17 protein-coding genes are annotated in these 17,334 nt (G+C 71.3%); 11 read left to right on the forward strand and 6 right to left on the reverse strand.

The genetic code is table 11. The features are described from left to right. Positions 1-43 precede the first annotated feature (43 nt). The 5 genes from JGS22_RS08120 to JGS22_RS08140 are packed head-to-tail and all read left to right on the forward strand — an operon-like array spanning position 44 to position 3,995. The gene (locus JGS22_RS08120) at positions 44-487 is read left to right on the forward strand and encodes a roadblock/LC7 domain-containing protein (protein ID WP_236073080.1); all 444 of its coding nucleotides are present in this window, start codon (positions 44-46) and stop codon (positions 485-487) included. Next, complete coding sequence (locus JGS22_RS08125; protein ID WP_211041818.1) at positions 484-837, forward strand: DUF742 domain-containing protein; 354 nt, start codon at positions 484-486, stop codon at positions 835-837. The genes JGS22_RS08120 and JGS22_RS08125 overlap by 4 nt, the downstream gene beginning before the upstream one ends. Beyond that, entirely contained in the window at positions 815-1,417 is a 603-nt protein-coding gene (locus JGS22_RS08130) for a GTP-binding protein (protein WP_211041819.1), read from the forward strand. The genes JGS22_RS08125 and JGS22_RS08130 overlap by 23 nt, the downstream gene beginning before the upstream one ends. Next, a complete protein-coding gene (locus JGS22_RS08135) occupies positions 1,414-2,748 on the forward strand; it encodes a cytochrome P450 family protein (protein ID WP_211041820.1) in 1,335 nt (444 codons plus the stop codon). The genes JGS22_RS08130 and JGS22_RS08135 overlap by 4 nt, the downstream gene beginning before the upstream one ends. Next, entirely contained in the window at positions 2,685-3,995 is a 1,311-nt protein-coding gene (locus tag JGS22_RS08140; RefSeq protein WP_308405569.1) for a cytochrome P450 family protein, read from the forward strand. Before JGS22_RS08135 ends, JGS22_RS08140 begins: the two co-directional genes overlap by 64 nt. A gap of 229 nt (positions 3,996-4,224) precedes the next feature. Here JGS22_RS08140 and JGS22_RS08145 read toward each other — a convergent pair whose 3' ends face one another. From JGS22_RS08145 to JGS22_RS08160, 4 genes are all read right to left on the reverse strand, one after another. Beyond that, positions 4,225-4,881 carry a DedA family protein gene (locus tag JGS22_RS08145; RefSeq protein ID WP_211041821.1) on the reverse strand — a complete coding sequence of 219 codons (657 nt, stop codon included), beginning with the start codon at positions 4,879-4,881 and terminating at the stop codon, positions 4,225-4,227. A gap of 454 nt (positions 4,882-5,335) precedes the next feature. Beyond that, positions 5,336-5,476 carry a hypothetical protein gene (locus tag JGS22_RS08150; RefSeq protein WP_211041822.1) on the reverse strand — a complete coding sequence of 47 codons (141 nt, stop codon included), beginning with the start codon at positions 5,474-5,476 and terminating at the stop codon, positions 5,336-5,338. Positions 5,477-5,515: 39 nt separating this feature from the next. After that, a complete protein-coding gene (locus JGS22_RS27045; protein ID WP_211041823.1) occupies positions 5,516-6,241 on the reverse strand; it encodes an SIP domain-containing protein in 726 nt (241 codons plus the stop codon). Between the two features lie 913 nt (positions 6,242-7,154). Further along, the gene (locus JGS22_RS08160) at positions 7,155-8,198 is read right to left on the reverse strand and encodes a helix-turn-helix transcriptional regulator (protein ID WP_216814889.1); all 1,044 of its coding nucleotides are present in this window, start codon (positions 8,196-8,198) and stop codon (positions 7,155-7,157) included. A gap of 669 nt (positions 8,199-8,867) precedes the next feature. On the opposite strand from JGS22_RS08160, the gene JGS22_RS08165 reads away from it, so the two are divergent. Both JGS22_RS08165 and JGS22_RS08170 read left to right on the forward strand, forming a co-directional pair. Continuing rightward, positions 8,868-10,040 (forward strand): cytochrome P450, encoded by a 1,173-nt coding sequence (locus tag JGS22_RS08165; RefSeq protein ID WP_211043042.1) that lies wholly within the window; start codon positions 8,868-8,870, stop codon positions 10,038-10,040. After that, on the forward strand, positions 10,040-11,356 hold the full coding sequence (locus JGS22_RS08170; RefSeq protein ID WP_211043035.1) for a cytochrome P450 family protein: 1,317 nt from the start codon (positions 10,040-10,042) through the stop codon (positions 11,354-11,356). The genes JGS22_RS08165 and JGS22_RS08170 overlap by 1 nt, the downstream gene beginning before the upstream one ends. A 159-nt stretch (positions 11,357-11,515) precedes the next feature. Here the strand turns inward: JGS22_RS08170 and JGS22_RS08175 are convergent, their stop codons facing one another. Continuing rightward, positions 11,516-13,753, reverse strand: coding sequence for a glycosyl hydrolase (locus JGS22_RS08175; protein WP_211043040.1), 2,238 nt, complete (start codon positions 13,751-13,753; stop codon positions 11,516-11,518). Between the two features lie 501 nt (positions 13,754-14,254). On the opposite strand from JGS22_RS08175, the gene JGS22_RS26795 reads away from it, so the two are divergent. The 4 genes from JGS22_RS26795 to JGS22_RS26800 all read left to right on the forward strand — a co-directional run bounded on the left by JGS22_RS26795 (position 14,255) and on the right by JGS22_RS26800 (position 16,075). Then, positions 14,255-14,380, forward strand: a complete 126-nt coding sequence (locus JGS22_RS26795) for a hypothetical protein (RefSeq protein WP_268980890.1) — start codon at positions 14,255-14,257, stop codon at positions 14,378-14,380. Then, a complete protein-coding gene (locus tag JGS22_RS08180) occupies positions 14,377-14,952 on the forward strand; it encodes an RNA polymerase sigma factor (protein ID WP_308405570.1) in 576 nt (191 codons plus the stop codon). The genes JGS22_RS26795 and JGS22_RS08180 overlap by 4 nt, the downstream gene beginning before the upstream one ends. Beyond that, positions 14,936-15,703 carry a hypothetical protein gene (locus JGS22_RS08185; RefSeq protein WP_211043033.1) on the forward strand — a complete coding sequence of 256 codons (768 nt, stop codon included), beginning with the start codon at positions 14,936-14,938 and terminating at the stop codon, positions 15,701-15,703. Before JGS22_RS08180 ends, JGS22_RS08185 begins: the two co-directional genes overlap by 17 nt. A gap of 243 nt (positions 15,704-15,946) precedes the next feature. After that, positions 15,947-16,075, forward strand: a complete 129-nt coding sequence (locus JGS22_RS26800) for a hypothetical protein (protein ID WP_268980891.1) — start codon at positions 15,947-15,949, stop codon at positions 16,073-16,075. A gap of 383 nt (positions 16,076-16,458) precedes the next feature. On the opposite strand, the gene JGS22_RS08190 is transcribed toward JGS22_RS26800, so the two are convergent. Continuing rightward, positions 16,459-17,334 (reverse strand): trypsin-like serine peptidase (locus JGS22_RS08190; RefSeq protein WP_216814891.1); only part of this gene is annotated, 876 nt, incomplete at its 5' end.

Genomic DNA, 17,334 nt, shown 5'->3' on the forward strand with positions numbered 1-17,334 from the left:
CGCCGCCGCGCACTCCGACGAACCGCAGGAAGGGAGCTGACGAATGACAGCCCACAAGCGCCCTGTCTCCGTGAGGACTCCGATGACCAAGGACATGTCCTGGGTGCTGGAGCCCCTCCTGGTACTGCCCGGGGTCGTGCACGCGGTGGTGCTGTCCTCGGACGGCATGGTTCAGGGCGCCTCGCCCGACCTGACGCGGGAAGCCGGTGAGGGCGCGTCGGCCATGATGTCGGCGCTCCAGGGCGCGGGGCGCGCGGTCGCCGCCGCGTTCTCCGGCAACGACGCGGTCAAGCTCCAACAGGTCGTCGTGGACACCGACTCGGGATTCGTATTCGCCGTGCCCGCGGGCCAGAACAGCGTGCTCGCGGTCTTCGCCGATCGGAAGGTCGACATGGGAGTCGTCGCACATCACATGCAGATCCAGGTAGCCACATTGGGCAGGAAGGTCATGCATTCCGAGCCCCGGGACATCGGCTCCGACGCATGAGCGGCCGGGAGGGCCGCAGGCTGGTCCCGGCCTACATGGCCACCGGCGGCCGGGCCCAGCCCAGTCGCAACACCCTGGACCGGCTGACGCTCCTGAGCGCGGCCTCCTCCCGGCTGCCGGACCGACTTCCGCCGGCCGAACGCCAACTGGCCGTGCTGGTCAGGGGAGGAGCGCTGTCGCTCGCCGAAGCAGCGGCGTACCTCAAGCTGCCGGTGAGTGTCGTGCGGGTGCTGGTCGCCGACCTCGTGGACACCGGGTTCCTCAACGCGCGCGCCCCGATTCCGCTGGCCGAACAGCACGACCAGAAGTTCCTAGAAAGGGTGCTCGATGGACTCCGCGCCATCCGTTAACGCCACGTACCTGGACAGCGCCGCGCAGACCTTGGTGAAGGTCCTGGTCGCGGGGCCGTTCGGGGTGGGCAAGACCACGCTCATCGGTGCGCTGTCGGAGACCACCCCGCTGCACACCGAGGAGACGATGACGCAGGCCGGTGCGGCTGTGGACGACCTCGAGGGCGTGCGCGACAAGGACACCACCACGGTCGCCATCGACTTCGGCCGCCGTACGCTCCCGCACGACCTGGTGCTCTACCTCTTCGGCACCCCCGGGCAGCGGCGCTTCAAGCCGCTGTGGGAGGACATCTCCCGTGGCGCGCTCGGTGCGCTCGTGCTGGTCGACACCCGGCGTCTCGGCGACTCCTTCGAGGTCATCGACATGATCGAGGAAGCCGGCCTGCCGTACGCCATAGCCGTCAACACCTTCGACGACGCGCCCAACTACGAGCCGCTCGTCCTGCGCGACCACCTCGACCTGGCGCCCGACACCCCGTTGATCGCCTGCGACGCCCGGGACCCGCGTTCCGGCATCGACGCGTTGATCGCGCTCGTCTCCCATCTGCTCACCAACTCCGCCATGGACAGCGCCATATGAGCTACCACGCCCTCGAACCCGTACCGCTCTACGGGCCGGACTTCGCCGCCGACCCGCACGCCGTCTACGCCAAGCTCCGCCAGGGCGGCCCGGTCGCGAAGGTGGAAATCGCGCCGGGGCTGCCGGCCTTCCTCGTGCTGAGCTACCAGGCGGCGCTGGACCTGCTGCGGGACACCGACACCTGGTCGAAGAACCCGAGCGTCTGGCAGGAGACCGTCCCGAAGGACTCTCCGATCCTGCCGATGCTCCAGTACCGGCCGAACGTGCTGTTCAACGACGGCGCGGAGCACGCCCGGCTGCGCTCGGTGATCACCGACAGCTTTTCGCTCATCGAGCCGCACGATCTGCGCCGGCGCACCATCGAGGCGTCCGACATGCTGCTGCGGAACTTCGCCGAGCGCGGCACGGTCGACCTGGTCACCGAGTACGCCCGCCCGCTGCCGCTGGTGCTCTTCAACGCGCTCTTCGGGATGCCCGACCACCACAGCCCGCAGCTGATAAGGACGATCGCCGGGATGATGGAGGCCACCGAACCCGACGAAGCCATCGCCGCGGGAGCGGAGTTCGAGCAGTACGTGCTCGAACTGGTGACCCTCAAGAGCGAGAAGCGCGGGCCGGACCTGACGAGCTGGTTCATGGACCACCCGGCCGGGCTGAGCCTGGAGGAGGTCATACACCAGATCGTGCTCACCATGGCCGCGGGCCACGAGCCGACGACCAACCTCACCTCCAACGCGCTCTCGCGCATGCTCTCCAACCCGGACTACTACAGCACCCTGTCCGGCGGGGCGCTCACTCCGAGGGACGCCGTCAACGACGTGCTCCGCAACGAGCCGCCGATGGCGAACTACTCCGCGCACTACCCCCGCCACAACGTCCGCTTCCACGGCACCTGGATCCATGCCAACCAACTCGTCCTGGTGTCGTACGCCGCCGCCAACACCGAGCCGCAGACCGGCACCGGACTGCCCGGCGCCGCGGCGCTCGGCGGTCCGCACGAGCCGGCCGGTATGCGCACCGGAGCGGCGCCGAGCGACGGCGGCTCCCATCTGGCGTGGTCGGCCGGTCCGCACGCCTGCCCGGTCAAACAACCCGCCCTGCTGATCGCCGTCACCGCGATCGAACGGTTGGCCAATCAGCTGTGTGACATCCAACTGACCGTCCCGCGTGCCGAGTTGGAATGGCGCGCAGGTCCGTTCCACCGTGCGCTCGCGCATCTTCCGGCGAGCTTCACACCTCTCACACCCGACCAGGCAGGAGTCACTCCATGGACCAGCTCATCACGCACCCGGAGACACGCGACCAGCCCAGCCACAGCGGGACCGGCGTAGCCGGCGGTTCGGCATCCGGTCCGGTGGCGATGGACCCGGCAGGGTCCGACGTCCTCGGCGAGGCCGCGCGGCTGCGAGAACAGGGCCCCGCGGTTCGGGTCGAGCTCCCCGGCGGGATACCCGTCTGGTACATAACCCGGCACGAGCTGCTGAAGTCGCTGCTCACCGACGACCGGGTCTCCAAGGACCCCTCGCAGCACTGGCCCGCCTGGCGCGAGGGCCAGTACCACGACAGCTGGCTGGTCAACTGGGTCGGCGTGCAGAACATGTTCACCGCGTACGGGACCGACCACCGCCGGCTGCGCAAGCTGATATCCCCGGCGTTCACCGCCCGCCGCACAGCGGGCATGCAGCCGCGGGTGGAGCGGATCACCCAGGAGTTGCTGGACGCGATCGACGAGCGGGCGAGCCGGACGGACCCCGAAGAGGCCGTCGTCGACCTTCGGGCGATGTACGCCCACCCGCTGCCGATGGGCGTCATATGCGAGCTGTTCGGCATACCGCTGGAGGACAGGCCTCGGTTCGCGCACCTCGTCGGGCGGATAATGAGCACCACGGTCACCCCCGAGGAAGCCGCAGAGATGCACCAGGAGGTCGCCGTCGTCTTCGGCGGTCTGGCGGAGCTCAAGCGGCGGGAGCCGGCTGACGACCTGACGAGCCTGCTCGTCAGCGGCCGGGACGAGGAGGGTTCGCAGCTCACCGAGCGGGAGCTGATCGACACCCTGCTGCTGATCATCGCCGCGGGCCACGAGACCACGGTCAACCTCATCGGCAACGCGGTGCACAACCTTCTCCTCCACCCCGACCAGCTCGAACTGGTCCGCTCCGGCAAGCGCGGCTGGGACGACGTCATCGAGGAGACGCTGCGCTACGCGCCCAGCATCACCAACCTCCCGCTGCGGTTCGCGGTCGAGGACATAGAGGTTCCCGACGGCCCGACCATCCGCGCCGGCGAGGCGATACTGACGACGTACGGCGCCGCGGCCCACGACCCGGCCCAGCACGGTGAGCAGGCGGACCGCTTCGACATCACCCGCCCGACTCCCGAGCACCTGTCCTTCGGCTACGGCGTCCACCACTGCCTGGGCGCTCCGCTGGCGCGGATGGAGGCGCGGCTCGCCCTGCCCGCGCTCTTCGAGCGGTTCCCGGACATGGAGCTGGCGGTGCCCGACGGCTCCGACGACCTGGAGAAGGTGGAGTCCTTCATCGCCAACGGCGTGCGGGAGCTGACCGTACGGGTCAAGTAGGGCGCGGGACGGCCGTACACCGCGGCGCACCCGGCGCACGGCGCTCGACGGCGGAGCGAACGCGCGCCTCCCACCCGCGGCACGGACGGCAGCACTGGCCCAGCACGGACCGCAGCACGAACGCCCCGGCACGGCGCCCGCGGCACGGACGAAAAGACGGCCGCCTCTCGAAGGAGAGGCGGCCGTCACTTCTTGGCACGGTGGCGGTCGTCCGACCGGCTGCGCGTGCTCAGGGCTCCGGGGAGAGCTCCGGCTCCGGAGCGGGCTTCTTCCGTCGGCTGCGCAGGACCTCGATCACGATCGGCATCACCGAGAGCAGCACGATGCCGATGAGGACCTTCTCGATGTGGTCGCGCACCAGGTCGAACTGGCCGAGCCAGGCCCCCAGCAGGGTCACGCCGGCGCCCCACAGTATGCCGCCGAGCACGTTGAAGAGGACGAAGGTGCGGTAGGTCATCTGGCTCACGCCGGCGATGATCGGCGTGAAGGTGCGCACGATCGGCACGAAGCGGGCCAGCACGATCGACTTGGGGCCGTGCTTCTCGAAGAACTCGTGGGCCTTGGCGAGGTTCTCCTGCTTGAAGAAGCGGGAGTCCGGCCGTCGGAACAGCGGCGGCCCGACCTTGCGGCCGAACATGTAGCCGACCTGGTCGCCCGCGATGGCGAAGACGACGATCAACAGGCAGACCAGCCACAGCGGTTGGGTCAGATACTGGCCGGTGGTGACCAGCAGGCCCGTGGTGAACAGCAGCGAGTCACCGGGCAGGAAGAAGCCGACCAGCAGGCCCGATTCCGCGAACACGATCAGAAGGATCCCGATCAGACCGAAGGTCTGGATCAGATACTCCGGATCGAGCCATTCGGGCCCGAGGGCTAGAGAGTTCACGCGTCAGATCCTCACGGGAAACCGCAGTGGAAGGGGGTCCGCCGCAATCCGGCGACCCGAGCCCGCTCGGCGCGGCGACATCCGCCCGCGCAGGTACCCTCCCGATGGTACTGGCAGAGCGGGCCCGGCACCGTGCGCGCAAGGGCTCCGCCGCCCTCCGCGGAGCCGCCGGCGGAGAGCCGCACGCCGGCTGTACAGCGTCCGCAACACCTCGCCGTACGGCGCCCGACCGGGCCGGATGCGCGCCGGGTGCTCGGCCTGCGAACACGGGGCGCGGTCCGGGCTCGCGACGAGTTTCCGGTGGTGGCGCGGCGGTGGCGCGGGGGACGCGCGCGTGGAGCGCCTCCCAGAGGTCGGCCGGGTGGGCGCGGAAGGTCTTCGAGAGCTTGCACCGAGTGTCCGGCGCCGCTCGACGACACCGTACGGATCACGGAGTCGATCTCTTGGGCAAGGGTCATCGCGGTGGCCTCCTGTGCTCGTCGTGGGAGTGACGTCCCGGCTCGATCTCAGCCTCCAGCGAGGAGAGCGCCGTCTCCCACAGGCCGCGGAACCGGTCGAGCCACGCGTCGATCTCGCGCAGCCCGTCGGGGTTCACGGCGTACCACCGCCGAGCGCCCTCGGCACGGCACGCCGGTCAGAGTCCGACCTTCCCCGTGGCCCAGTAGGGCTGGGTGTGGATGGTCCGCCGGTCCAGGCCGACCGATTCCCGCAGCACCGCGCGCTGCCGCTGCACCGATCCGCCGTGCCCGGCGAGGTAGACCGCGCTCGGCCCCGACTTCCGTATCTCCGGCGCGCTCCGGGCCAGCCACTTGTCGAGCGCCTCGCCCGGCTCGGCGGTCTCCTCGACCACCACCGCGTCCGGCAGCAGGCCGCGCACATACGCGAGGTCCCCCGCCTCGACCTCGACGGCGACCCGCAGCGCACGACCCTCGGCACGCGCCCGGTCGGTGAGCCCGACCATCAGCCCGAGCGTCGTGGAGTCGCCCATGGCAAGCGCCGAATCCGGCGAGGTCCAGCGGAAGTTGCGCGCGGAGGCCATGCCGCACAGGACCACCTCGCTGCCGACCTCCAGCCCCTCGACGAAGACCAGTCCGGGCGCGGCGGACAGCGGATGGCGATGGAAGAGGATCGTCGCCCGGCCGGCCCCGGCGTCGACCCGCTCGGGGGTGTAGTGCCGGAAGTCGTTGGAGCTGATGCGGAACGCGGTGACATCGCACGGCGCGAACGGCCGCGTCCTCAACTCCGGCCCCTCGAAGGCGATTCGGAGCAGCCCCGGCGAGGGGTGCTCCACCGCGGTCACCGTGGCGGAGAAGCCGCGCCGCTCGCTCAGACTGGCGAAGAACCTGGGAACCCGTGCCACCCGACACTCCTTCGACCGACCGCTGGCCAACGGCGGGAAGGCCACCCGCCGAGAAAGCAAGGCAAACCTAACCCGTCTCTCGCGGCCGGGGAAGACCGGGCGTCCCGAGCGGTGCGGCGGTCCCGCGGCGGTGCGGCGGTCCCGCGACGGTGGGGCGGTCCCGCGGCGGTGGGGCGGGCGACGGCGGAGCCGTGCGCAGTGGAAGGCGGCCACAGCCGACCTCGTACGGGTCGCCCTCGACGCCTGCGCGCACCTCTCGTACCACGCCGACTGGTCAAGGCGTACGAGCGTGGCCTGCTGTACCCCTACAGCTGAGCGCCGAGCCTCCACTGCGCACGGACGGGGGCCCGATGCGACAACGTCGGCCCCCAGGACCGCGTGCGGTCCCGGAGGCCGACGTCGTCGGCCAGGCCCGGTCTGTCCACGGCTCGGGCGTGAGCCCGGTGGGGGAGCCGTGGCCGGACCCGGCCAGCCTGATGAAAATCCGCGGGGAGGCGGGGCTGGGTCGGGCCGTGTGACGCAGGTTGCTCCACCCTCGAAGCGCCGCGACACGCTTTCGAAGGCGTTGCGTCACCTTGACCGGCGGGGGCACCCGGGGTGAAGACCCGGCCGTTGTCAGAATCTCGCCATGACTGGTATCTGACACTCCGACGTCACCTTGGGTGCGTACCGCCGGGTCCGACTGTGGCTCTGGGTGCATGTCCTGTGCATCCGCCGCGTCCGGCACACCCGGGCCCGCGTGGCCCGGGGCGCCGCCCCGGGGCGAGACGGCCCCGCCACACTACGGGCAGCCGCACGGGGCACCGGGCCCTGCCGAGGCGGGCGACGCCGCGGAAGCACGACCCGGACGGACGACGGACGGCCCGGACCAGCGCCCGGACGGGCGGGCAGCCCGGGAGCGGGGCAGGCCGCGCTACAGCCAGCCGCGGCGGGCGGCCTGCACTCCGAGCTGGAAACGCGTACGGGCGCCCAGCAGTTCCTGGAGCCGCCGCACCCGCCGGTGCACGGTGCGTTCGCTGATCTCCAGCTCCCTGGCGATCGCCTCGTCGGTCGATCCGGCGCTCAGCAGCGCCAGCAACCGCTGGGTGGTGGGCGTCGGCTCGGTGCCGACCGTCCCTCCGCTGCGGCCCACCGAGGCGCTGATCGGCACCGCGAGCCGCCAGAACGCCTCGAAGAGGTCGATGAGCGCGTCCAGCAGCATCGAGGAGTGCACCAGGAGCGCCATGATGTCGCCGCTCTCCGGGCGCGGTACGGAGATCAGCGCCCGGTCGTCGTCGGCGATCGCCAGCTTCATCGGCACTCCGGGAAAGACCCGCGCCACCTCCCCCGCCTTCACCGCCACCTGGAGCGAACGCAGCCCCACGTCGGTCTGGAGGAAGTCGGACTCGTAGACGACGTGGTAGCGGACCCCGCGCTGCATACAGGCCAACTGCCAAGGGTTGGGGCCTATTTCCTCGGGCGCCAGCACCGAGCCGCGGTCGAAGCCGCGGATCAGCCCGCGAGCCTGGTCCTGCATGTGGGCGAAGACCCGGACGACCTCGTCGACGTCCTCCAGCACCTCCGCGTAACGGGCGCCCGCACCGGTGTGCGCGCTGTAGAGCTGGGCGAGCAGATCGGCGCTCTCCCTGGCGCGCACCGCCTCCAACTCCCTTTGTGCGGCCCAGCTTTCGAGCGCGAGACGGGGCGGCAGCGGCCGGGGCGTGCCGTGCTCGTCGAGCCGTACCAGTCCGAGCTCGGCCAACTCGGCCACCGCGTCCCGCCGTTGACCCGCCGAGCGGCCCTCTCCGTGCACCGAGGGGACGTTCGGGGGCGCGACGCGGTCGGTGTGCGCGGGGTGGGGGGCGTGCAGCAGCTCCCGGTAGAGGTTCTCGGCGTACGGCGTCAGCCCGCGCACCACCGGCTCGGCGGCATCCGCGGCGGCGGTCGGTTGGGCGGAGGCCTCGTCGGGTGCGGACATGCGCGCTCTCCTCACCTCCCGCCGGACTCCGGCAGCGGACGCGCGCTGCCGGCTCGGTACCGCGCCGCGGCCCGGGGTGCGGAATTCCCGTGTTCCTATCACCAACGCGAGCCCGCCGCCATGACGCACACGGCACCCGCCCGAAGATCGCCAGGACCTGCACAGGGCGACCGTTTGATGCCGTATCAACCCGCTCTGCCCGGCCTTTTGTTGTGCGAATCTGCCCACAAAGTGCAACTTCCTCATCGCCAACGTCCTAGGCTGTGCACGAATTTGCCCACTCACCGACAACAACCGTCCACATCCAGTGACCATCCTGGCGAGCCCGGCGATGGAACACCCGCGAGGCACGAGGAATGACCGCGCACCCACCCCCTGCGCCGCACCGCCTCCCGGCGCCGCCCGGACGCGGCGGCGGTCCGCCCGCAGCCGGCTCGCACCGCGGCGCTCCCGCGCCGGGTCGCGCCCGCTCCCCGCGCGGCAACCCGTACGGGCCGTACAGCCGTTACCGCCCGTACGGCCCGTACGGGTTGCCGCGCGGGGAGCGGGCGCGACCCGGCGCGGGAGCGCCGCGGTGCGAGCCGGCTGCGGGCGGACCGCCGCCGCGTCCGGGCGGCGGTGCCTGCGGTGCCGCTCCTCGGCCCCCGCTTCCACACCGACCCCGGCGCGATGTACCGGGACATCCGGCGTGAACACGGGCCGGTGGTACCGGTGTTGCTGCCCGGCGAGGTGCCCGCCTGGCTGGTCATCGGCTACCGCGAGATGTACCAGGTCACCGGCGATCCCGCGCTCTTCCCGCGCGACCCCGGGCTCTGGAACCAGTGGCCGAACCTGCCCGAGGACTGGCCGCTGCTGCCGATGATCGGCAACCGCCAGCCGTCGATCTACTACACCGTCGGCGAGGAGCACCAGCGCCACCTGGACATGGTGCAGGCGGCGATGGAGCGCATCAGCCTGATGGAGGTCCGCAGGCACTCGGAGCAGCTGGCCGACGGCCTGATCGACCGCTTCTGCTCGACCGGGCAGGCGGAGATCATCTCCGCCTTCGCCAAGCCCCTGCCGATCCTCGTGCTCGCCCGCGTCCTCGGCTTCCCCGACACCGACGGGCCCGCGCTGATCAAGGACATGGGCGCGCTCGCCGACGGCGGTGACGACGCGATCGTCGCCCACCAGCACTTCGGCGGTCTGATCAACAAACTCGTGGCGTCCAAGCGGGAGTTCCCCGGCGCCGACGTCGCCTCGTACATGATCGACCACCCCGCGCACTTCACCGACGAGGAGTACCGCCTCGACCTGATGGCGATCACCGCCGCGGGCTACCTCACCACCGCGGACTGGGTCGGCAACTCCGTACGCCTGATGCTCACCGACGACCGTTTCGCCGCTTCCCTCACCGGCGGCCGGAACAGCGTGCACGAGGCGATGAACGAGGTTCTGTGGGAGGACACCCCCACCCAGATCCTCGCCGGCCGCTGGGCCGCCCGCGACGCCTGGCTCGCCGGACAGCACATCGGCGCCGGCGACATGCTGCTGCTCGGGCTCCAGGGCGCCAACTCGGACCCGGAGACCCACGCGGTGACCGCCACCAGCCACGACGGGCTGCGCAGCGGCAACTTCGCCCACTTCGCGTTCAGCCACGGGGAGTTCCAGTGCCCGTTCCCCGCGCGGGAGATGGCCGAGCTCATCGCCAGGACCGGCATCGAGGTGCTGCTCGACCGGCTCCCCGACATCGATCTGGCCGTCGCCCCGCAGACGCTGACCAGGCGGCCGTCCCCGTTCCTGCGGGGTCTGAACGTACTACCCGTCCAGTTCTCGCCCACCCCAGCAGTCGGAGGCAGATGATGCGCAGCCAGCCCGTAGCCCAGACCCGTGAGGGCGCCTGCCCGGTGACCGGCGCGCCCTCCGCCGACCCGGTGGGCAGCGCGGGGTGCCCCCTGGCGATCGACCCGATGGTCGAGCGGCTGCACGAGGAGACCGTGTTGCTGCGCGAGGCGGGACCGCTGGCCCGGATCGAGCTGCTCGGCGTCCCGGCCTGGACCATCACCGACCACGCCCAGGCCCGGCGGCTGCTCACCGACACCCGGCTGGTCAAGGACATCAACGAGTGGACGCTGTACCGCGAGGGCGTCGTCGGCGACCAGTGGCCGCTGATCGGCATGGTCGACGTCGACCGCTCCATGTTCACCGTGGACGGCGCCGAGCACCGCAGGCTGCGCACCAAGACCGCGCAGGCGATCACTCCCCGCCGGCTGGAGCTGCTGCGCCCCGTCATCGAGGAGATCACCCACCGGCTGCTGGACGACGTCGCCGAACAGGGCGCGGACGGCGGCCCTGTCGACCTCAAGACGCACTTCGCGCTGCCGCTGCCGATGTCGGTGGTCAGCCATCTGATGGGCGTCGATCCGGCGCTGCACCCGCGCCTGCACGTGCTCTACAGGGCGTTCTTCTCCACCGTCACCCCTCAGGCCGAACGGCTGGCGGTAATCGCGGAGTTGGACGACATCTTCACCGGGATGGTGCGCGAGAAGACCGCGGACCCGTCCGACGACCTCACCAGTGCGCTGATCCTCGCCGACGAGGGCGGGGAGCCGCTGACCGAGGAGGAGGTCGTCGGCAACCTCAAGGCGATGGTCGCGGCCGGGCACGAGACCACGATCTCGCTGATCCTGCACGCCGTACGGGCGCTCTCCGACCACCCGGAGCAGCGGGACGCCGTACTGGCAGGCCAGGTCTCCTGGGACACCGTCATCGAGGAGACGCTGCGCTGGCAGCCACCCTCCACCCATCTGCTGATGCGCTTCGCCGTCGAGGACATCGAGGTCCCCGGCCGCGACGGCGAGCCGGCCGGAACCATCGCCAGGGGCGAGGGCGTGGTGATGTCCTACAGCGCGGTGGGCCGCGACCGGAACCACTTCGGCGAGGACGCCGACACCTTCAACGTCCGTCGCCCGACGCCGATCCGGCACATCTCCTTCGGTCACGGCCCCCACATCTGCCCGGGCGCCGCGCTCTCCCGGCTGGAGGCGGCGATCGCCCTCCCGGCCCTGTACGAGCGCTTCCCGGCGCTGCGGCTCGCGGTGCCGACGGAGGAGATCCGCAACATGCCGGTCCTCACCCAGAACGACCTGGCCGCCCTCCCGGTCCTGCTGCACGGCTGACAGCCCCGCCGTACGGGCCCACGGCACGTACGGCGCGGCCCCGCGCACGGAGAAGCCCCCCGCACCCACCGTCAGGAGTGGGTGCGGGGGGCTTGCCCGCCGTGCGGCGAGGGGCTCCCCGCTGTGCGTACGGGGCGTCCCGCCGTGCGGCGGTGGTTCTCAACCCCCCTCGGTGGCCGAGGAGTTGGCCGGAACGGTGAGCTTCTTGCCGTCCGAGAAGGTGACGGTCGACTCGGAGTCACCGTAGTTGTGCGCGGTGTACGTCTTGGTGCCACCGTTGTTGAACGCCGCCGCCGTCGGGCTGTCCGCCGTGACGGAGGTGTCCGGGGCGCCGGTCGACGCGAGGGTGTAGATCCAGTGGTACGTCTGGGCCCGCGACATGCCCTCCTCGGGCTCGTACGCACCGCCGTCGGCGTCGTACAGCTCCTTGGCCGCGGCGGGGTCGCCGAGTGCCTGGAAGCTCCAGAGGATGTCGCGCCACTCCTCGGCCGGGCCGCCGTTCTCGCGCTCCATCTCGGCGATGTTGCGCTTGATCGCGTCGGGGTTGGCAGCCAGGTGCAGCGAACCGCCGGTCACCGGGAGGACGTTGATGCCGTGGATCTCCTCCGGGTTGGCGGTCCACCAGGTGCTGTACGCGCCGCCGCTGCCCCAGACCATGCCGAGAGTCTCGTGCTCGTAGTTCTCCGGGAAGACCTCCTGGTCGCCGTCGAACCAGTACTGACGGATCGACTCGGCCTCGGTGGTCAGCAGGTACACGCCGAGGTCGCGCAGCTCGGTGTCGCCGGTGGCGGAACCGAAGAGGATCAGGCCCGCGCTCATGTTGATCGACTCGGAGGAGGACTCCTGGTTGTTGCCCGCCGCGAAGCCCTGGTGGCCGGCGGCCCAGCTGTGGCCCGCGTACACGTCGAAGCCGCGCAGGAACGGGTACTTGGAGTCGTCGCGCTCGGGGCTGGCGGCGTCGCCGATCAGCTCCTTGACCATCCCGCCCCACGCCGAGTCCTCGGCCCACGAGGAGTCGTACTGGGCGACGACGGCCGCAGCCATCACGTAGTACGAGTAGTGGAAGTGGTGGTCGTTCAGCTCGGCGTCACTGCCGTAGGAGGCGGGGTAGCCGGTGAGGGTCTTCCAGTCCGAGTCGTAGGAGAACTCGGCGGCGCCACCTGCGGTGAACCACTCCTCCAGCCGCTCCTTCATCGCGGCGAGCATCTTGTCGCGCGACTCGGTCTCGCCGGCCTGGTCGGCGATGCCGACCAACTGGCCCAGCTTTCCGAGGGCCTTGCCGGTCCAGTAGGTGTCCTCGGCGCCGTTGAAGGGGTCGTCGGAGTCGGCGACCTCCTTGATGTGCTCGACGAGCTTGGCGTTGTCCACGCCGTCGCTCTTCGGCATCGTCGGCAGTACGCCGGTGACGTCCTGCGTGGTGCTGAAGGACCCGCCCTCGTGCACCTTCATCGTGCCGCGCGGGGAGACGTACTCGTAGTCGGTGAGCGTGTCGTCCGTGTGCATCCACTGGTGGCGGTAGAGCGCCTGGATGGTGCCGGTCTCCTCGCCCTCTCGGGCTTCGGTCTCCACCTTGTAGGTGGCCTTCATCTTGCCGCCGGGAGCGTCGTAGTCCCAGTCCACCTCGGAGCCGGTGACGAAGCTGAAGGCGTACTTGCGGAAGTCCTCCAGCGCGTCGGCGTTCGGGAGGAGGGCTACGGAGTAGTAGTCCTTGTCGCCCAGATCGGCGCTGATGGTGCTGCCGGAGACGTTCCAGTTCACACCGCTCGGCGCGAAGAGGCCGTAGCTGTTGCCGCCGATGGTCACGCCGAGCACGTTGCCGTCCTCGGTGAACACCTCGGGGGTGGAGGCGGTCTCGATCTCCGCCGCCCCGCCCTCGGCCTGCGCGTACACGTACGGGCTGCCGTGGCCGATGGTGGCGCGGAAGGTGCGGCTGTCGTCCGCCCAGTACGGGGTGACGGTCCAGTCCGACCAGCCGTCGGCCTTGGTGTCGGGCGAGTTCAGGCCGGCGACTCCGAGAGTCAGGTCGGCCTTGTGCGCGTACTCGTACTGGCGGCCCTCGCCGACGATCGCGGCCTCGGTCGGGTGGCCGACCTCCAGACCGCCGGAGACCGCCTGGTAGGTGGCCGGGTGCGCGTACATCGGCTGCGAGTGCGGCACCTCGGGGTCGCGCTTGAACACCAGCGAGGACCACCAGTCGTTGGTGGGCACGGGCTGGTCGGCGACGCGCTCGGTGAGCTGCGGCTTGAGCGGGTTGCCCGCGCTGTCCTCGGGCCCCTTGGTGCCCTCGGGCCGGGTGTCGGAGTAGCTGCCCTGTCCGACCGGTACCTCGGCGGCTGCGTTCGCCGAGCCCGGAAGGAGGCTGACGCCTGCGACGGCCGTCGCGGCGGCGGTCACCATCAGCGCGACGCGTCGCGCGGGACGGGCCCGTCGGGAGCTCTGGCGTGCCGGACCGTCGCTGCTGGGCGTGCCGGGCGGTTGTGGTCTCACGTGTCGCACCTCGTGGCTGTGGGGAGAGGGAACGTCCGTTGGACGGGGGGTTCGTGGGGTTCTGAGAGCGCTCTCAGAAGTGAACTTGGTCTGAACCTAGAAGCAGGCAAAATCAGTGTCAATACTTCGCGCAGGGCTCGCGAACTCCGGTCAGTACCGGGTATATCCGCCCGGCCATTGCCGCCGAACAGCGCCGCGGGCAACCCGCACCACGGCGTACGCCCCTCGCCGACCGGTCAGAATGTGCCGCCAACTGGCCGCGGGTGTACGGTAGTTGTAGCTTCGTACGATATTCCCGCCCACGAATGCACGTTCGCGCCCCGGCGCACGCTGTACTCAGCACGAGGGCAACGAAGCCCTCCGGGGCGGTCACGGGCGCCCCCGCCGACAGCGAAGGGGCCCACCGGTCCAGTGAACATCGACCACGCTCACGACGCACTGCTGATCGTGATCGCCGCGCGTGTGTGCATCGGCGACGGCCGGCGGGAGCCGGTGCACCTGTGGCACACGCGAACGACACGGGAGGCGGAGCTGTGACCGAGGAGATCCCGCCGAGCGGCGGGCGGACCGCGCGGGCGACACTGCCCGCCCTGCTGCCCCTGGACTTCCGGGCGTTCCACCAGATGCAACGGCCCGCCTACGTGCGCTGGGCCGAGTACAAGCTGGGCAACCGGTCGGACGCCGAGGAGGCGGTCGACCAGGCCTTCGTCGAACTCGCCGAGAACTGGCCCCTCGTGCTCCGCCACGAGAAGCCCGCCGCCTACGCCTGGACGGTCGTCAAGCACCGCACCATCGACGCCGGCCGGGCCGGCCGACGCCGCCGAGGGCTCATCGACACGGCCGCCTTCGAGACCGTGGCACTGCACCGAGCGACCGATCCTCTGGGGCAGCTGGAGGACAGCCTCGCCACCTACGCGGCCATCCGCTCGCTCCCCGAGCGCCAGCACGACGTCATCGTGCACCGTTACTGCCTGGGCCACTCCGTCTCCGAGACCGCCGACATCCTCGGCATCAGCGAGGCGGGAGTCCGCTCGACGGCCCGCTACGCCAAGAAGAACCTGGCCCGCGCCCTGCAGCAGGAAGGTGTGACCGATGGTCTCGCGGACTGACTGCGTGGAGCGCGCCCTCGCCGACGCCCGGCTGCGCCGACAGCCCTACTCGGCGACGGAGACGGACACCGCGGAGCTGCGCGTGGCCGCCCGGGTCGCCGACCGGATCCTGAACGGCACCCTGGACTTCGAGGAGCTGATGGCCCCCGACCGCGGTCGGGACGGCACCCCGCAACCGCCGGACGAGCGCTCGGCGGACGCCCAACTCCGGGACATCTCCGCCGCGTTGGCCGGAGGCGGGGGCGCCCAGGCCGCCGAGGGCCTGCGCGCCCTGTGCCGGGTCGTCGTCGGTCGCGACGGCGCACCGCACGAGTTGCAGTGCTTCCTCGCCCAGCGCCTCCTGGAACCGGACGGCGCACGGGTGCTCGGCTGCGTACTGCACCTCGCGGGCCGCGACAGCGCCCAGTTCTGGTGGCAGTTCGCAGCCGGCGCGGGCGACTGGATCGCCACGTACTGCCTCCGCCTCCACCACCTGTCGATGGGTGAGACGGTCGAGGCACGCTTCTGGGCCCGCCAGACCGCCTCGACCGATCTGCTCCGGGAAGCGGTCAACGACTGCGACGGCACCCTGCGCGTGCTCAGCGCCCTGTGCCGCGACCACCCCACCACCACCGCACTGGTCAACGCCCTGCTCGACTACGTCCCGGACGCGGTCACCTTCGAGGAGGAGTTCGACCTCCCACTGCCGGACGCCGACTTCGCCGCCCACATAGAGCAGTTGGAGGAGAACCTCCCCGCGCGCGTCGCGTAGTGCCCGCAGCCACGACGGGCGCCGCGGGTGAGGCGCCCGTCGTCCCTTCACCGCACCGAGGAACGACCGGTCGGTCGAGCAACTCCCGCTGACCGCACCGCAGTCGGCGACGGGCGGCACTCCCGCGTCCGGTCGCCGACCCGACGGAGGAGAAACCCGGATGACGCAGGAAGACACGAAGACGACGACCGCAGCGGCGGAGCCCGGCCGGAGCTGGGCAGCGGCACCGCGATCGAACAGCTGGTGCGCGCGGCCGAGGGCGACCTCGAACTCTCCGCGCTGCCGGGAGAGGTGGACGAGGGCGACAGCGAGATCGGCGTACATCCGCGGACGGGCGCACCGCAGGTGACCTTCCTGCCGCCGACGGGATGAACTCCGCCTAACCCACGGGCCGGGGCACGGGCCGGGATCGGGCTGACCGGGCACGGACTGGGCTTGCCCGGACTGGCCTGGCCCGCGGGCCGGGCGGGGCGAACTCGCGCTGCGAGGCGGCCGGTTCGCCGTCCACAGCCGGTGGATATCTTTCAGCGCTTGCGCAAGCCGTCCCGGTGGACACGACTCCGTGGACACGACTCCGAGGCACCGGCCCGTGGAGCACGGCTCCGTCGACCCCGGCTAGGTGGCCGCCGGCTCGGTCTCCGCGGGTCCGATGGACTCGGGTCCGATGGACTCGGGCCCGATGGCCGCAGAAGCCCGATGGCCGCCGACTCGGTGAAGGCGGCGGAGGCGTGCGAGGTGAGCGCGCCCCTGCGGGCTCAGCGAGCGGCGGCGTCCGCACGGTCCAGCAGCTTCCGGCCCTGCCGCTCGGGGAACGGCCGGGCCAGCACCTCTCCGTCGCCGCTGCCGACGGACATCACCCCGACCAGCCTCCCCGTTCCCCGCTCGGAGTCCAGATCGCGCAGCCAGGGGCCGCCGCTCGCGCCCTGCGTCAGCTCGTCGCAACCGGTGAGCAGCAGGCCGCCGACGTTGGCGGTGTGCGCGGTCGCCTCGGTCAGCACCTCCACCTCGCCGGCACAACTGGCCAGCGGAGGACGGCCGTTCGACGGGTTGACCGGGTAGCCCAGCGGCACGACCTCGCCCTCCCGGCCGATCGGCTCGAAGTCCAGCGTGTTCGCCCCGTAGGTGTCCCTGATGCTGCGGCCGTCGCGCTTCTCGACCGTCACGAACGCGTAGTCGTACGGGAGTATCTCGGCGAGCGTCCGCTCGGCGTCCCAACCCGACGGGGTGTGGAAGGCCAGCACCCGCCACCCCTCGTCGAGCGCCTGCTGGGGTCCGACCCGGTCGTACTCGGGCGCGAACCAGGCCCGTACCGGTTCCCGCGGGCTGTCCGGTGCGGTGACGCAGTGGGCCGCCGTCGCCACCACACTGCCGCTGGGCGAGTCCACTATCGCGCCGGAGCAGGCGCCGTACTGCCCGTCCCCCAGCTCGGTGACGAGTTTGCCGACCGTCGCCACCGTGCCGCCGCCGTGGGCGGGACGCGCCCGTGCCGCGGTCGCCTCGGCGGTCTCCACCAGCGCGGCTCGCGGTCCGGACGCCACCAGCAGCCCCATGGCGGTGACACTCGCGAGAACCGCCACCACCGCCCGTCCCCGCCAACCGGCGCCCTGTGGGCCGCGCAACCCCCGCGGTCC

The organism is Streptomyces tardus, from assembly GCF_018101125.2.
In the GTDB taxonomy this organism is placed as follows: Bacteria; Actinomycetota; Actinomycetes; order Streptomycetales; family Streptomycetaceae; genus Streptomyces; species Streptomyces tardus.